Genomic DNA, 15,532 nt, shown 5'->3' with positions numbered 1-15,532 from the left:
AACCTCGTCCGACGAGTTGCGGCGCCATGGGTTCCCCTGCCCTTCCGTCCGGTGACGGCTGAACCTGGTGCACGTTTCCTTCGTGCACCAGGTCGGGACAGCTCACTCGGAGCCGGATTCGCAGTACGCCTTCCGCACCTGACAATCAGTGTGCGTCGAGCATTGACCGCTGTTGAGCTGACCGCTCCGGCGGGACAACCGAGGGTCGACCCTCCCGTGTCAACGCGTGTTCCAGTCATGCTCTGTCATCTCGTGTTGTACGTGATGCCCAATTTGTGATCGTTTGTAAGTTACCTCAGGGTATGGCGTGACTTCTCGTGAGGGTGGTATTAGAACCCGTTTCACTCTATGGAGAGTGAGGAGCCGCGCATGAACGACGATTCCCCACGTGGGACGCGCCTCAGAGGCGTATCTCGTCGAAGATTCATCACTGGAACTGGTTCTCTTCTTGGGTCGGCGGCACTCGCCGGTCAGGTACTGCCGGCACATGCCGCCACGACAGCCGCAGCCGCCGTCATCGAGCCGGGGACGCATGTGCCCGCCCTCGTGATCGGCACCGGTTACGGCGGTTCCGTGGCCGCTCTGCGCCTGGCTCAGGCGGGTGTCGACGTCCACATGGTCGAGATGGGCATGGCCTGGGACACTCCCGGGTCGGACGGCAAGATCTTCGCCAACACGACGAGCCCCGACTACCGCTCCTACTGGCTGCGCACCAGGACGAAGCAGCCGCTCAGCAACTTCCTCGGCTTCCCCATCGACAAGGACGTCCCTCGCCACACCGGGATCCTGGACGCCGAGGAGATGGGCGGCATCATCGTCTACCAGGGCCGCGGCGTAGGCGGTGGCTCACTGGTCAACGGAGGGATGGCGGTCACTCCGAGGCGGGAGAACTTCGGCGCCGTCCTGCCGTCGGTCAACACCGACGAGATGTACTCCGTCTACTACCCACGCGCCAACTCCGGCCTCGGAGTCAGCACGGTCGACCCGACATGGTTCGAGACCGCCGACTGCTACCAGTACGCCCGGGTCGGCCGTAAGCACGCCCAGCGTTCGGGCTTCCCCTTCGTCTTCGTGCCCGACGTGTACGACTGGGACTACATGGAGCAGGAGGCCGCCGGAACCGTACCGAAGTCCGCGCTCGCGGGTGAGATTCTCTATGGCAACAACTACGGCAAGAAGTCCCTGCAGAAGACCTATCTGGCCAGGGCCAGGGCGACCGGCCGGGTCGCCATCTCACCGCTGCACAAGGTCACTTCGGTCGCTCCGGCGACGGGCGGCCGCTACACGGTCGTCATCGACCAGCTCGACACCGGCGGCAACACCACGGCCACCAAGACCGTCACCGCGGACCGGGTGTTCTTCGCGGCCGGCAGCGTCGGCACCAGCAAGCTGCTGGTCGAGCTCAAGGCCAAGGGCGCGCTGCCGGGCCTCAACAGCGAGGTGGGAAAGGGCTGGGGCGACAACGGCAATGTGATGTGCGGCCGAGCCAACCACCTGTGGGACCCCACCGGCGCCCTGCAGTCGTCCATCCCGTGCTCCGGCATCGACAACTGGGCCGCGGGCGGCGCGTTCGCCGAGGTGGCCCCGCTGCCCACCGGCATCGAGACCTTCGCCTCGTTCTATCTGTCGATCACCAAGAACCCCAACCGCGCCCAGTTCTCGTGGAACGCGTCGGCTGGAAAGGTCGATCTCAACTGGCAGACCGCCTGGAAGCAGCCGTCCATCGACATGGCCAAGACTATCTTCGACAAGATCAACGCCAAGGAGGGAACGATCTACCGCACCGACCTCTTCGGCGCCTACAAGATCTGGGGCGACCACCTGACGTACCACCCCCTGGGTGGCGCGGTGCTCAACAAGGCGACGGACAACTACGGCCGCCTGCACGGACATCCGGGTCTGTACGTCATCGACGGCGCGCTGATCCCGGGCAACACCAGCGTCAATCCGTTCGTCACCATCACGGCGCTCGCCGAACGGAACATCGAAAAGATCATCGCGGCGGACCTGTAGCGGCGACCCGAGCGCGTGCACGGCGCGGAGACGAACGCACCCCGTCCCGGAAGGCGGACGAGAGGGGGACGAGATCGGGGCCGCCCGGCCCTGCCGGGCGGCCCCGGACCGGTTCAGTGCCCCGGCAGTACGCACATGGCATCGAGTCCCAGGACACGGTTGAGTCGGCCGAAGGCGAGCCAGGAGCCGAGGCTCATGGTCAGTTCGACGATCTCGGTCTGGCTGTAGTGCGTGGTCATCCGGTCCCAGAACTCCTCGTCGAGGCCGTGGTGGTCCAGGGCGTAGCGGTCGGCGTATTCGGCGGCCAGGCGGGTGCGGTCGTCGAAGGCGTCGGTCGTGCGCCAGTGCTCGACGGCGTCGGGGAAGTCGTCCTCGACCTTGTGGCCGTCCCGTTCGGTCCGCCAGTCGAGGCAGAAGAGGCAGCCGTTGATCTGCGCGATCCGAAGCCGTGCGGCCTCGAACTCGCGCAGTCCCAGGGTCGTGTGGGCGTAGACGGCCAGTGAGAAGTTCGCGGCGGCGGGCCCGATGCCGGGGACCATGTCGCCCCACACGTACTCGATCGGGTCCTTGCCCTCGGGGATGTCGACGTTCATCCGGGACTCCTTCGTCCACGTTCCCGGCCTCGGCCGGGGCCGCAGGCGCGTCCTTGGGGTGCCGACAGGGGGTGCCGGCGTCGATGTCACTTGGTTCCGAGTGCTCCGATCGGCGCGGGTGCTCCGATCGGTGGAGGCGCGCCGAGTCTGCCGACCGCCGGGCGCAGCGGAACGTCGAGAGCGTCGTAGAGTCCGGGCTCCGCGTCCACGAGCCAGTCGATGGCTCCGACGAGACGGCCGACAGCGGTGGCGTTCCCGCCGGCGGAGCGGTTGTCGCCCTCGTCGGTGGCCTCGACGGTGATCTCGATGCGCGGGCGGCCCTCGATGATCACGCGGTGTGCTCCGTCGCCGTTGGGCGGTGACGGCCAGTCCGGGGCGCAGCTCGGGTGGATGCGGGTGATGTGCTCGATGACCAGGCGGGGTTCGCCCTTCACGATGCCCTGTACCTCGAACCGCACGGCGCCCTGGGTGCCGGCCTCGAAGTCACCCATGGTCCGGGTGCTCACCGTGGTGTCGAGCGCGCGTCGCTGCAGGGTCTCGCGGATCTCGTCGAGTTCGACGCCGAGGGCCCTGGCCATCAGCCGTATCTGACCGCCCCACACCATGGTCGGGATCGACGGTGCGAGCATCAGCGGCTGGTAGTCCATGGGATGGCCCATGCCGATCAGATGCCTGACCGACTCCTCCTGCTCGTACGTGGAGTAGTCGAAGATCTCCTGACAGCGGATGGCGTCGACGACCGTGCCGAGTCCGCTCATCAGCAGGGGCAGTACGTCATTGCCCCATCCCGGATCGACACCGGACACGAACAGCGACCCGCCACCGCCCGCGATCGCCGCGAGCACGGGGTCGCGGAACTCGGGCGGGGCGTTGCGCTGGTCGTAGAGCGGATACAGCGACGGAGTGACGACCACCGCACCCGCCCGGATCGCCGCGCCGATGTCGGTCAGTGCCTCGTCGGGCCGGATGTCACCCGACGCCGCATACACAACCGCCCCCGGCCCCGCTGTCAGCACCGCGGCGGCATCGTCCGTCGCCGCGACACCCAGAACCCGGTCCAGGCCCGCGAGTTCACCCGCGTCACGGCCGATCTTCCCGGGACTGTGGACCAGTACCGCCGTGAGATCGAGCGCCGGATGCGCGTCGACCGCACGGATCGCCGCACGGCCGACATTTCCGGTACCCCAGACCACCGTGGAAATCATGCGCGGAGCGTAACCTGACGAGTCGTCAGTTTCTATACCCTTGCACCGGCCTCCCGCAGCGGACTCCGGCCGGCCGCGGAACGCCTGTACAGGCATGACCGCCACCGGAAAGGGTGCTCCTCGCGGACCCCCACCTCCCGCGCCCCCTGTGGGCCATCGCCGGAAACCTCTGCCGGCGATGACCCGCGAAGGCCGTTCGGACAACCAGGCCTCACGCCCGGTGTCCGCCGTAGTAGCCACCGAGCTCCTCGCGGTAGCCCGCGTCCCCGGTGTGCTTGTCCTTGTCGAACTCGGGAGCGTTCTTGATCTGCTCCTTGGTCCGGTCGACGTAGATCCTCTCCTCGGCCGTGTCGATGCCGCTGACGAGGCCGGCAGGAATCAGGACGTGCTTGCCGAAGATCCACACCCCGGTGTCGACCACGAGGTGGGACGCTCCCACGTCGTCGGAGTGCTTGTCGACCTTGCCGATGCTCCCGTCCGTCGCCTCGACCTTGTAACCGATCAGACTGCTGCCGGCGGTGTAGCCGGTGGCGGGCAGGTAGCCCCACATGTCCGCACTCACGAATACATCTCCTTCATCAATTGCTTCACGGCCGAATAAGTCATCGCGACCGCTGCCTCTTGAATTCTTCTCGCCCCGAGTGCCCACCGTTCTCGACGGTAACCATCACCGGGTTCGCGCAGTGCAGGAATGCGAGCGGGATCGGGCTCCAGGCCTGACGGAGGCGTCGCCCCGGCGCTGGACAACAGACGTCCCCGCCATGAAATACCTCTGCCTTCAAATACCAGCGGCACCAGCGGCCTCGCTTGCCGCCTCCGGAACTCCGGAAAACCGTGTGCCCTGAATCCAAACCGTCATGCGTTCAAATACCCTGAAGCCCTATCTGTTCTTCGGATGTGCGAGCGAGCCGATTCAGTCGACTTGGACCAACGGAGAACCCGTAACCGACAAACAGGTTTGAGGGCCGCGTTCGTGGTCGGTCACGAGGCTTTTCGGGCGGCCCAGGACGCTGCCGGTCACATACAGACGACGTGAACGGGCACACGTGTCTCACCCGAACCAGTGGCCGGGCGGACACCCACCCTCCCGACAGCCCCTGGTCACAGGGCCCGAAGTCCGCCTGGGCCCGGGAGTACGTATCAGAAAGGACTTGTGGTGAGTGAACACGGCGCCGCCCCTCCGACGGTCGACGCGTATCTGGAGATCCTGCTGCGGCTGGTCGACGCGCAGCCCGATGCCAGCCTGAAGATCTGTCTGACCACGCCCGGCGGGATCGTCGCAGGCAGTCTGGTCGGGTCCCGCACGTGGGCCGACCGTTGGGAGACCACGGTGTCGGCGGCCACCGGAGCGCAGGACCGCGCCGACCACATGGCACATCTGGCGCACACCGTCCGATCCGCCCTGAAACAGACGGAGCCGGATACCGGCGACGGACTGCACTCGTTCATCCACCTGATCGACGTCACGTTCCTGTCCGTGCCGGGGACCACGACGGCTCCCCTGTGGCGCGGACGGCTCGGGGATGTCTCCGGCTGGTCCCTGGGCGCGCCCGCCGACCGGCCGGCCTCGTGAAAACGGCCGGCGATCTCATGGCACCTCAGCACCCCGCCCACCGTGACGGCGACCGACAGGGCCGGTTCACGAGGCTGGCGGAACACGCCTCGAACTTCACCAGCTCCCCCGCCTTCTTCGGTGTGTGCCTCGTTCTGGTCGCCGCCGCGATCACCGCGCACGCGCTGAAGCTGCCCACGCAGTGGCTGCTGGTGGTGGGCGAGGCGATGTCCGCCGTGTCACTGCTGCTCCTGGCACTGCTGAAGAACTCCGAGCGGCGCGCCGAGCACGCCATCCAGCGCAAACTCGACGCCATCGCCGCCGCGTTGCTGGAGATCCGGCGGGAGGAACCGGGAGCCGCGAGCGAGGAACTCCGTAAGGCCATCAGCATGGAGAAGCAGACCTGACCGTCCCCGGTCGCTCCATGACATGACGGGCGGTCGGCCCGTCGTCGTGCGCAGTGAGGCCGACGGCGTGTGCACGGGTCGACGCAATGAGCAGGCCGCGCGGTTCTCGCAGCACCACCACTGTCCTCCACCGATCGTGGCCACGCCCGCCCGGGCATCCAGGGGAAGGGAATCCGGGGCGGGCTGTGGTCAAGGCTGATCGTGTGGCACGAGGGGCACGCGTCAGCGGCGGCGCAGAATCATGACGACAGCGATGATGACAATGATGACGACGACGGTACCCAGACCTATGTACACGGTTTTCTCTTTCCTTCGGGGAGTGGCACCCATCGGTGCCGCAGAGAGCCGAGTGCCCCCGTCAAAGCCTTTCAGCCCGCTCCGGCGATTCTGTTGCCCCGCTGTGACATGCATCCGTAACTGCTGGCGGAGCGCTCGTACCGGACCTGTCCGCCGTCGAATTCCTCGGCTGCACATTTTCGGCCGTCTCCTCGCCGTCCGGCCCGACTACGGATAGGCGGCCAAGGCGTTTGTCATGGCCTGACCTTCGCCTGCGAGGCGACCGGAACCGCGAGACGACAGGCACCATGAATACGCCGAACTGGATTGGGATCAGCAAACTGGTGCACAGTACGGATCTTGGCCACTCGGTCATGCAGGGCCTGGCGGCTCAGCCTTCCAGATAGGCGAGGACTGCCAGGATCCGGCGGTTGTCGTCCTCGGACGGTTCGAGTCCGAGTTTGGTGAAGATGTTGTAGCTGTGTTTGCTGACGGTCTTCTCGCTGACGAACATCCGGCCGGCGATGGCGGCGTTGGAGCGGCCCTGGGCCATCAGCGAGAGCACCTCGTGCTCCCGCGGGGTCAGCTCCAGCAGAAGGGGGTCCGCCGAGTGGTGGGTGAGGAGGGCGGCGACCACGTCGGGATCCATGACCGTGCTGCCGGCGGCGACCTGCCGGACGTTGGCGACGAACTGGCCGACGGCCATGACCCGGTCCTTCAGCAGATAGCCCACCGCCCCGGCGCGGTCCGACATCAACTCCCTCGCGTACAGCTGCTCGACGTACTGCGAGAGCACCACGACGGGCAGGCCGGGGATCTGCTTGCGTACGTCGATCGCGGCGCGCAGGCCCTCGTCGGTGAAGGTCGGGGGCAGCCGCACGTCGACGACCGCCACGTCGGGCCGGTGGGTCGTCAGCGCACTGATCAGAGAAGGGCCGTTGTCGACGGCGTCGACGACCTCGAAGCCGTTGGCGTGGAAGATCCTGATCAGGCCCTCGCGGAGCAGGGCGAGGTCCTCGGCTATGACGACGCGCACGGCAGCGACATCCTTATCTCGGTGGGTCCGCCGGGCGGACTGTCGGCGGTCAGGGTGCCGTCGAAGGCCGCCAGGCGGCGCGCGATGCCCCTCAGGCCGGTGCCGCCGTCGGGACGGGCTCCGCCGTGGCCGTCGTCGGACACCCGCATCGTCAACAACCCGGCCGTCGTGCCCGGGTGGGGCGTGAACTCCACGGCGATCTCGATGCGTTGGGCCCGGGCGTGCTTGATGGCGTTGGTCAGTACCTCGGCTACGGCGAAGTAGGCCGCGGACTCGACCGGCGCGGGCAACCGTCCGGGCAGGCGGGTGACCACCGTCGTCGGTATCGGGTTGGCCAGGGCCAGGGCCTGCAGGGCGCCGTCCAGGCCTCGGTCCGCGAGCACCGGCGGATGGATGCCGCGTACCAGGTCCCGCAGTTCGGCCAGCGCGGTGGACGTCGACGCGCGGGCCTCGGCCAGCAGCTGCTGGACGGCCTGCGGATCGTCGGGCAGGAGTTGTTCGGCCAGTCCCAGGCTCATGCCGAGCGACACCAGTCGGGCCTGTGCGCCGTCGTGCAGGTCCCGTTCGATCCGGCGCAGTTCGCCCGCCCGGGCGTCCACGCTCTCGGCCCGCGAGGCGGCCAACTGCGCGACGCGGGCCCGTAGTTGTGCCTGCGCTGTGGGCGCCAGCAGGGAGCGGATCACCAGGGCGTTGAGGTTCGCCAGCCGTACGGCGGTGGTGTACCAGAGCAGGAGGAACACCGGGCCGAGAGGAACCAGCGCAAACGAATCCCGGACGCTGTCCAGACGAAAGCCGTTGCCCAGCGGCGTGCGGAACACCTGAGGCGGGGTCAGCTCGTACAGCAGCGGATAGCTCAGGTAGAAGACGCCGCAGAGGAAGAACAGGAACGACAGCCCGTACGTGAACCACCCGGTGATCGAGTTGGCCACCAGCCAGGCCCAGTCCCGCCAGGTCGCCGGGTCACGCAGGATCGCCCACAGCCGTACCGGCCAACCGCCGTCGGGTGTCGGCGAGTAGGGCCGGGCCACTGGTTCACCGAGTCGGTCGGCGGCCCACTGGCGGTGCAGGTCGGCGAACCAGCGCACCAGGACGGTCGAGAGCAGGGCCAGCGGGATGCCGACCCCGAGCGCGACGACCGACACCGAGGTGATCCAGAGCGTGGCCAGGCCGAAACCCAGGACCGCGCCGAGCAGCAGTACCAGCGACCAGCCCAACAGGCTCACCCGCTGGGCGAGACCGGCACGCAGAGCGAGACGGGAGCGCGGGGCGACGCCGGTCGCCGGTCGTTCCCCCAACTGCCGTGTGCCACGGGGAGAGTGGCGCTCGCCGGAGTAAGTCATCGCGCTCCATCGTCGTGCGTCGGCCGATCGTCGTGCGTCGTGCGTCGTGCGTCGTGCGTCGTGCGTCGTGCGTCGGTCCATCGTTCGTGCATGGGTGCCGCGTCGACCGACCGGCCGACGCCAGGCCACCATCACGGGCCAGAAGTTGATGATGACCGGCCGCCCCGAGTCCGCGCACTGGGGTTATGTCCACCATCGCAGGGGCCCAGCACCCGTGTTCCTCGTCCCCGTGGCCGGGAGGCTGGAGCGGTCGGAAAGTGTGGTGCGGCAGACCTCACAGGGATGCGGTCCTCGCACGACCCGGTCGTCCCGGGCCCCACGCCTCACACCCCGCGTTCGATCCGCCCACGCCCCAATGCCCCATGTCCCAATGCCCCAATGCCCAGGAGGACACCTCATGCCCCGCAACACCCCATACCCGCGACCCGCTCGGCGGGCATACCTGATGCTGGCCCTGGCCACGGCACTGACAGGTACGCTCACGGCCTGCGAGTCGTCCGCCACGGCGCAGGGCACCGCCCGCACCCCGACCACCGCACGGTCCGGCGTGGTGGCAGCCCAGGAGACCCGACTGGCAGAGCTCGCCCAGCAGGACGTGGACGCCGGAGCTCCCGGCATTGTCGTACGGGTCGACAAGGGCGACGGGCACGTGATCGAGATCGCCCGGCAGGCGCCCTGGACCAGGGCCGACCACACGCTCGCCGCGAGCGACGCGTTCCGGATGGGCTCCAACACCAAGACGATGGTCGCCACCGTGGTTCTCCAACTGGTCGCCGAACACCGGATCCAGCTGACCGACCCGGTCGAGAAGTGGTTGCCCGGCCTCGTCCCGAACGGGTCCGCGATCACCCTGCGGATGCTGCTCAACCACACCAGCGGCCTGTTCAACTACACACAGGACCCCGACGTGCTCAAGGCGTTCACCGGCCAGGACTCCAGGGCGTGGACGCCCCGGGAGCTGATCGCCGCCGGAGTCCGGCACGACCCGCTGTTCGCGCCCGGCACTGACTACACCTACAGCAACACCAACTACGTCGCGCTCGGCCTCGTCGCCGAGAAGGCGACCGGACACACCCTGGGCGACCTGATCCAGCAGCGGATCGCAGAGCCGCTGCGCCTGAAGAACACCTACCTGGCCACCGGCACGGGCACGGCCACGGGCCCCAACACCAAGATTGGCACCGGCACCGGCACCGGCACCGGCACTGCAAAGAGTCCCGCACTGGCCCACGGCTACGAACCGGACGCCGACCGTATCGCCCCACTGCTCCCCCCGTACGCGCCCGCCGGTACCGCGTTCGCCGGCCCGGCCCGGTCCGCGGGATACGTCGACACCACCTGGATCAACTCCAGCACGCAGTGGGCCGCCGGCGGCATGGTCTCCACCGCACGGGACTGGGCTCGCTTCGACAGCGCACTGCTGTCCGGCAGGCTCCTGCCGCCCGCCCAGCTCAAGGAGATGAAGACGACCGTCGCCGAGGAGGCCGAGATCCCCAACCGCCGCTACGGGCTCGGCCTGGAGAAGGTGGTCACCCCTTGTGGCACTGTCTGGGGCCACAACGGCCAGGTCCCGGGCTACTCCAGCGAGGACTACACCGACGCCACCGGCCGGCGCACGGTCTCGGTCTTCACCACGACCATCTTCGGCATCGCGAAGCCTGAGACTGCCGCCGCCAACCAGGCCCTGGTGAACGCCGCAGTGTGCACCATGCTCGACAAGCCGATCCCCACCACACCCCCGTCCGCGCCGACCGACTCCTGATTCCCCACAGCACCCGCGTCCCCTGCCTCCGGCCGGCCGCCGGCTGACTCCTGAGCCCGCAGGCACCCCGAGACCGCATCCACGTCGAGCAGACCTGCGCTGATCTGCGCTCCAACAGGGACCTCGCCTCGCTGGTGAACAGGGGCGAACCCGCCGTGGTCGGCGCCGGCCGTCCACGGCCATGACGCGGCGGCCGGTGACGAACCCCCCTGACTCGCCAGGTCGACGCCGCCGCCGGATCCGCCGCGCCCACCGGACTCCTACTCGGCCCGGCTCGCCGGCCGAACCGAAGAAGCCGAGATGCCGAGGGCGCCTGCACGGGCCGTGGGTGGCAGACCGCCGTGACCAGCGGCCTGACCACCCGACCGGGCAGCCTTCCCGGTCACGGGACTAGCCGATGTTGAAATCGAGATTGGTCACGTACCAGGCGTCGTCGATCTTGGTGGACTCCATGCTGACGTCCAACTGCCCTGCCTCCACCCCGGTGGAGTGGGACAGGATGATCTTGTCGAGGGTCTTCCCTTCGACCGTGACCTTGTCGGCGGGGACCTCTGCCTTGTCGCCGGTGGCCTGGACGGTGGCGACTTCCACCTTCGGGTTGTCCGTGGGCGGCTCGGGCATGAACGACGTACGCATCTCGCCGATGTTGTCCTGCATCTGCCGGACCTCGGGCTCGTCGCTGTCGCACCTCGCAGCGGTACCGGCTCGGGCGGGCGACGAATCGGTGGCCGGCTCCCCCATCAGCAGGCACGCCTGCTTCGGCTGCCCCTTGATGACCGCGGTGACCCACGCGGCAACGGCACCTTCGGCTGTGGACTGGCCGCCCGCCGAGGGCTGCGCCGCCGAACCGTCCTTCTGCTTCCCCTTCCCCGCGTTCTCCGCGTCGGCCGCGGACGAGCTGCTCGCGGTCGGCTCCTTGTCCGCGGCGGGGTCCGAATCGCTGGAGCACCCCGTGACACCCGCGAGCGTCGCCGCCAGCGCGCCTCCGGCGATCCAGCCGACGGTCCTCTTCCTGTGGCTCACTAACACCGTTCTGGCAGTCCTTTCCCTGGAGATCCATATGCCTCGATGGCACCCCCAGGCATCTCACGTGAGGTGCCGTATCGAACATGGAGACGAAATGCGCAGCGGAACGGTTCGCCGTTGGAGCGTCGGGATGCGCGGCCGCCGATCACCGCGCCCGCAGCGTGCCGCGATGACGGCATCCGCCCGTACCGCTCCGTCCCCGCCCTCGCCTTCGGGTCAGTCCTTGTAGTCGGGGGCGATGCGCTCGACCAGTCGGAGCAGGGCCGACCAGGCGAGCTCGTACGCCTTGTCGTCCTGGAGGTCCGAGCTGTCGTCCTCGCCCGCGAGTTGACGTGCGGTCAGTTCGCAGACGTCGGGGCTGGGGATGACGAGCCCGGTGCCCGCCGCAGTGGCCGCGGTCTGGATCTCGCACGCCTTGTCCAGGTAGTACATGCGAAGGAAGGCCTGGGCGGGCGTCTCACCGACGGTGAGCAGGCCGTGGTTGCGCAGGATCATCGCGGGATGACCCCCGAGGTCGGCGACGAGGCGCTGCTGTTCGGCGAGGTTGAGGGCGACGCCTTCGTAGTCGTGGTACCCGAGCCTGCCGTAGAACTCCATGGAGATCTGGTTGAGCGGGAGCAGCCCGTGTTCCTGAGCCGCGACGGCGCAGCCGGCCTTGGTGTGGGTGTGCAGGACGCAGTGGGCGTCGGACCGGGCGGCGTGGATGGCGCTGTGGATGACGAAGCCGGCGGGGTTGACCGGGTGAGCGGATTCCTCGACGGGATGGCCGGTCAGGTCGATCTTCACGAGGTTCGACGCGGTGATCTCGTCGAAGAGGAGGCCGTAGGGGTTGATCAGGAAGTGCTGCTCCGGACCGGGGAGCCGGACGGAGATGTGCGTGAAGATCAGGTCGGTCATCCTGAAGTGCGCCACGAGACGGTAGACCGCGGCGAGTTCGCGGCGCAGTCGCAGTTCCTCACCGGACGCGATCGGGCCGGTGGTGCGGTCGGGGCGCAGGGACAGCTCGGTCATCGGTGACTCTCTTTCCGGTGCGGGGCCGGGCCGGGTTGCCCTGGGAGCGTGGGAACCCTGGGAGTGGCATGACCGTATCGGCGTACGCGCTGGCGCCGAAGTGGCGGTTCTGTCCAATGTGGAGCCGCCCATTGGATGATTCCGACAGTCCTGCGTGATGCCGCCGGACCGGGAGGACGTCTCCTATGGAACTCTGGTTCGCCCTGCACTGGCTGCCCGACGAGGCGGCCGAGGCCGACGCGTGATGCGCCCGGGCCGACAGGACCTCTGGTTCCTCGGCCGTTCATGCTGCTCAACGCCGCAGAACAACAACGCACTTGCCGTACGTCGCCTAGGGTGCGGCCCATGCTCGATGACGCCGCTCTTCGTCAGGTCACGGCCGCCCTGCTTGCCACGCCGCGAGTTCTTGACGCCGCGAGCACCGCGCTGCCCAAAGCCTCGGGTCTGTACGCCTGGTGGGCGCCTCCGAGCGTCCTTGCCACGTTCTCGGGACCGGCCAACTCGGGCGACCCCGGGCGGCGGTTGCTGTATCTCGGCAAGGCCACCCGGCTTCGCACGCGGATCACCGGTAACCATCTGAGGCACTCCGGCGGATCCACCCTGCGCCGCACACTGGCCGGACTGCTCATGCCGACCGAGGGCTACCGGACGACCTGGACCGACCGCGTGATCCTGATCCCCGACGACGAGCGGCGCCTCACCGACTGGATGCATCGCCATCTCACTCTCACCTGGGCCGAGCACCCCGATCCCGTCCCGTTGGAGACCGCACTCATCTCCGGCCTGTGTCCGCCCCTGAATCTCGATGGCGCGGCACACGGCCCGGCACGGGACCGAGTCCAGGAGGCACGGAACACGTACTACGCCAGCGCCGGCCCGCGCCCGCCCAAGGCGTAGGTCCCGGGACACCGGCGCCAACGGCGAGCGGGTCAGGGCGACTCGGATGCTTCGCAGAACCACCAGGGCAGGGAAGCCGAAGCCGAGCGCCGCAAGACCCAGTGGCCTCGGTCCCAGTTCGGTCTCTCTGCTTCTGAGCCGTCACCGCCGCTCCGCCGCGTGAAGGCGTCGCAATGCGCGACGCCACTCGCGCCGTATCGCCTCCGGGAGTTCCTGGCCCTTCGCGGTTGCGACCAGGGCCGCGGCCACGTCGCGGAGTCTGACGTTGCAGTGCTGCGACACGTCCACGAGCAGGTCCCAGGCTCGCTCACTGGAGCACGGGGCCAGGACCATCGCCATTCCGCGTGCCTGGTCGATCACCGAACGACTCACCAGCGCCTGGCTCAACTGCTCATTCTTGGCGCGCAGTTGGAGAACCTCGACAGCCAGGGCATCGTCCCCCGTCGACGTCCCAGCCGTCGACAGCGGCTGTACCTCGCGGTGCGTGGTCACTTGGTGCATGCTGCGTACCTCACAACGCGGCCATCCTGTCCATAGGTGGTCAGCGGCGCGCCAGTTGCCGCTCGCCGGCCGCACCGGGCTTGTAGGTCAGTCCGTAGTGCTTGAAGATCGCTTCCTCCTGCTCGGCGGGCAGCACGTCGTCGGTGCCGATCGAAGGAGCCTGTTTCACCAGCGCCTTGACGTAGCCGACCTTGAGGTAGCCCGGCCCGACGATCGCGTCCTCAAGGGGGACGAACACCAGACGGTGCCGGGTGGGCAGACCGGTCCGCACCGTGGCCATGGCCGGCTCGTCGGTGGTGGTGTCCACATAGACCGCTTCCAGGACACCGATCTTGTGGGCCTCGGTATCGACGACATCGAGGTTGCGCCACTCCCTGACATCGGCTGCGTGAATCATGGCCTCTCCCTACCGAAGGACTTGGCTGGTCGGCGTGAACCTCATCGCAGGTCTGCCGCATGCAGCCGCCGGAGCGCACGGCGCAGCGCCCGCTGAATCTGCCCCGGCAGCGGCTTGCCCTCCGAGGTGGCGACCAGAGCCGCGGCCACTTCCCGGAGTTTGAGTTCACACTGTCGTGAGACATCCACCAGCAGGTTCCTGGCCGCACCACGGCGGCAGGGGGTCAGCGCCATCACCATGCCGCACGCCTGGTCGATCACCACACGGCCGGACATGGCCCGCCGCAGCTGATCGTTCTCGGCGAGCAGCGCGACGACGTCCTGGCTGACCGGCACGTTCCCCCACGAGATCTCGGCCTTCAGATCCCATCGCTCTTCTTGGATCACGCTTGTGCGTTCCATGGCATGTACCTCTCCAGGCTCTCGACGTGTCCGTCCCGGCTGAAGCCGTTCCGGATTCGCTGACTGCTGGGTCGCTTCACGGGTCACCTGCGGCGTTCGCGGTCCCGCCGGTCCTCGCGCCTCCAGCGCGCTCGGTGCCGGCGGGTGTAGCGGCGGTCCCAGCGGTCCTGACGATCCCGGCGCTGCTCATAGACCCGGTAGTCCCCGAGATCGGACCTGTTGTTGCGGCCGAGGCCCCCGCCGTGATCGCGGCCGTATCGGGCGGCACCGAAGACCAGTACCGCTGCGGCCACCCACCAGATGGGATCGAGGAAGCCGAGGCCGAACAGGACCAGGATGAGGACGAGTAGCAGGACGAACACGGCGGGCCTCCCCGGGAGCGGGACACAGCATCGACACCGGGGTCTGGGGCCTCATTGCCCAGCGTAGTCCTGGCCGAAGATTGCGGATACCGTGCGACGTGACTGCGTACTGCCCGGCGTGGATGGCTCCTTGACACCTATCCGGGAAATGCGGGGAGGGCTAGCGTGCGTCGTGCCGCCCCGGCCCCCGGCAGCGTCGCACCGCCAGCGCGCTCCCCAGGGGGCGCACCCTGCGCATCGGTTCCGGAATCATCCGCGTCACGATCGAGGGCGTTCCCGCACGCGTCCGTCGTCCTGTGATCCCCGGCGCGGCCCCGATGCGCTCCGAACGGGCAACGATCCGCTGCCCGACGCGTCGCACGCATCAACAGGCGGTACACATGTACGCGCTGATCGTTCCGGTTTCGGCTCCCTTCGTCCTGCTCGCCACCGTGCTGGGCCTGTCCTGGTGGGAGGACCATGTCCTGCCGCCCCCGCCCATCGAGCCGGCCGAAGCCCCCGTCGAGGCTCCGTTCACCCCAGCGGCCCCTGTCCAGCTCCCAGAACTCCCCGGCGCCGGGGCTACCTTGGCAAGAAAGGGAGCCAAGCGTTGACTGACGGCAGGCGTGGGGCGCTACAGCGCTCCGGGACTCTCCGGGCGAGGCCTTCCACCTTCCGCTTCGCCCTGATCCCGCGAAACGCAGACACTGTCCCCGTGACCGCGTGCCGTGCTGCTGGCCGTCCGGATCGTCGGCTTCACGAGGCGCGGGCGCG

The 15,532-nt window shown here is 68.4% G+C and carries 16 protein-coding genes; 5 read left to right on the top strand and 11 right to left on the bottom strand.

Going from position 1 to position 15,532, the window contains the following annotated elements:
* The first annotated feature begins 369 nt into the window (after nt 1-369).
* On the top strand, nt 370-2,013 hold the full coding sequence (locus OG718_RS47345) for a GMC oxidoreductase (protein ID WP_328847088.1): 1,644 nt from the start codon (nt 370-372) through the stop codon (nt 2,011-2,013).
* 113 nt (nt 2,014-2,126) lie between these two features.
* On the opposite strand, the gene OG718_RS47340 is transcribed toward OG718_RS47345, so the two are convergent.
* The 3 genes from OG718_RS47340 to OG718_RS47330 all read right to left on the bottom strand — a co-directional run bounded on the left by OG718_RS47340 (nt 2,127) and on the right by OG718_RS47330 (nt 4,373).
* On the bottom strand, nt 2,127-2,606 hold the full coding sequence (locus tag OG718_RS47340; RefSeq protein WP_328847087.1) for a carboxymuconolactone decarboxylase family protein: 480 nt from the start codon (nt 2,604-2,606) through the stop codon (nt 2,127-2,129).
* 86 nt (nt 2,607-2,692) lie between these two features.
* A complete protein-coding gene (locus OG718_RS47335) occupies nt 2,693-3,811 on the bottom strand; it encodes an NAD(P)H-dependent amine dehydrogenase family protein (RefSeq protein WP_328847086.1) in 1,119 nt (372 codons plus the stop codon).
* Between the two features lie 211 nt (nt 3,812-4,022).
* Nucleotides 4,023-4,373 carry a PRC-barrel domain-containing protein gene (locus OG718_RS47330; protein WP_143633750.1) on the bottom strand — a complete coding sequence of 117 codons (351 nt, stop codon included), beginning with the start codon at nt 4,371-4,373 and terminating at the stop codon, nt 4,023-4,025.
* A 594-nt stretch (nt 4,374-4,967) separates the two neighbouring features.
* Here OG718_RS47330 and OG718_RS47325 point away from each other — a divergent pair.
* Both OG718_RS47325 and OG718_RS47320 read left to right on the top strand, forming a co-directional pair.
* The gene (locus OG718_RS47325; RefSeq protein ID WP_328847085.1) at nt 4,968-5,384 is read left to right on the top strand and encodes a hypothetical protein; all 417 of its coding nucleotides are present in this window, start codon (nt 4,968-4,970) and stop codon (nt 5,382-5,384) included.
* Nucleotides 5,385-5,401: 17 nt separating this feature from the next.
* Complete coding sequence (locus tag OG718_RS47320) at nt 5,402-5,770, top strand: low affinity iron permease family protein (protein ID WP_143633746.1); 369 nt, start codon at nt 5,402-5,404, stop codon at nt 5,768-5,770.
* A gap of 667 nt (nt 5,771-6,437) precedes the next feature.
* On the opposite strand, the gene OG718_RS47315 is transcribed toward OG718_RS47320, so the two are convergent.
* Nucleotides 6,438-7,082, bottom strand: coding sequence for a response regulator transcription factor (locus OG718_RS47315; RefSeq protein WP_328847084.1), 645 nt, complete (start codon nt 7,080-7,082; stop codon nt 6,438-6,440).
* Complete coding sequence (locus OG718_RS47310; protein ID WP_328847083.1) at nt 7,067-8,422, bottom strand: sensor histidine kinase; 1,356 nt, start codon at nt 8,420-8,422, stop codon at nt 7,067-7,069. The genes OG718_RS47315 and OG718_RS47310 overlap by 16 nt, the downstream gene beginning before the upstream one ends.
* 397 nt (nt 8,423-8,819) lie before the next feature.
* Between OG718_RS47310 and OG718_RS47305 the strand changes: the two genes are divergently transcribed.
* Nucleotides 8,820-10,184 (top strand): serine hydrolase domain-containing protein, encoded by a 1,365-nt coding sequence (locus OG718_RS47305; protein WP_328847082.1) that lies wholly within the window; start codon nt 8,820-8,822, stop codon nt 10,182-10,184.
* 390 nt (nt 10,185-10,574) lie between these two features.
* On the opposite strand, the gene OG718_RS47300 is transcribed toward OG718_RS47305, so the two are convergent.
* Both OG718_RS47300 and OG718_RS47295 read right to left on the bottom strand, forming a co-directional pair.
* Nucleotides 10,575-11,207 carry a hypothetical protein gene (locus OG718_RS47300; RefSeq protein ID WP_260694912.1) on the bottom strand — a complete coding sequence of 211 codons (633 nt, stop codon included), beginning with the start codon at nt 11,205-11,207 and terminating at the stop codon, nt 10,575-10,577.
* A gap of 219 nt (nt 11,208-11,426) precedes the next feature.
* Nucleotides 11,427-12,221, bottom strand: coding sequence for a class II aldolase/adducin family protein (locus OG718_RS47295; protein WP_223064903.1), 795 nt, complete (start codon nt 12,219-12,221; stop codon nt 11,427-11,429).
* Between the two features lie 345 nt (nt 12,222-12,566).
* Between OG718_RS47295 and OG718_RS47290 the strand changes: the two genes are divergently transcribed.
* A complete protein-coding gene (locus tag OG718_RS47290; protein ID WP_143633738.1) occupies nt 12,567-13,118 on the top strand; it encodes a GIY-YIG nuclease family protein in 552 nt (183 codons plus the stop codon).
* A 141-nt stretch (nt 13,119-13,259) separates the two neighbouring features.
* Here the strand turns inward: OG718_RS47290 and OG718_RS47285 are convergent, their stop codons facing one another.
* The 4 genes from OG718_RS47285 to OG718_RS47270 form a co-directional block, all read right to left on the bottom strand.
* Nucleotides 13,260-13,619: an ANTAR domain-containing protein gene (locus tag OG718_RS47285; RefSeq protein ID WP_143633736.1), complete on the bottom strand. Its 360-nt coding sequence runs from the start codon at nt 13,617-13,619 to the stop codon at nt 13,260-13,262.
* Between the two features lie 40 nt (nt 13,620-13,659).
* Nucleotides 13,660-14,016, bottom strand: a complete 357-nt coding sequence (locus OG718_RS47280; RefSeq protein ID WP_143633734.1) for a PRC-barrel domain-containing protein — start codon at nt 14,014-14,016, stop codon at nt 13,660-13,662.
* 41 nt (nt 14,017-14,057) lie between these two features.
* Nucleotides 14,058-14,417, bottom strand: coding sequence for an ANTAR domain-containing protein (locus OG718_RS47275; protein ID WP_328847081.1), 360 nt, complete (start codon nt 14,415-14,417; stop codon nt 14,058-14,060).
* A gap of 83 nt (nt 14,418-14,500) precedes the next feature.
* The gene (locus OG718_RS47270) at nt 14,501-14,779 is read right to left on the bottom strand and encodes a hypothetical protein (protein ID WP_143633730.1); all 279 of its coding nucleotides are present in this window, start codon (nt 14,777-14,779) and stop codon (nt 14,501-14,503) included.
* Between the last annotated feature and the right edge of the window lie 753 nt (nt 14,780-15,532).

This window comes from Streptomyces sp. NBC_00258 (genome assembly GCF_036182465.1).
Classification (GTDB): domain Bacteria; phylum Actinomycetota; class Actinomycetes; order Streptomycetales; family Streptomycetaceae; genus Streptomyces.
Note: the sequence above shows the minus strand (reverse complement) of the source record. Positions and strands in the feature narration are given on the sequence as shown.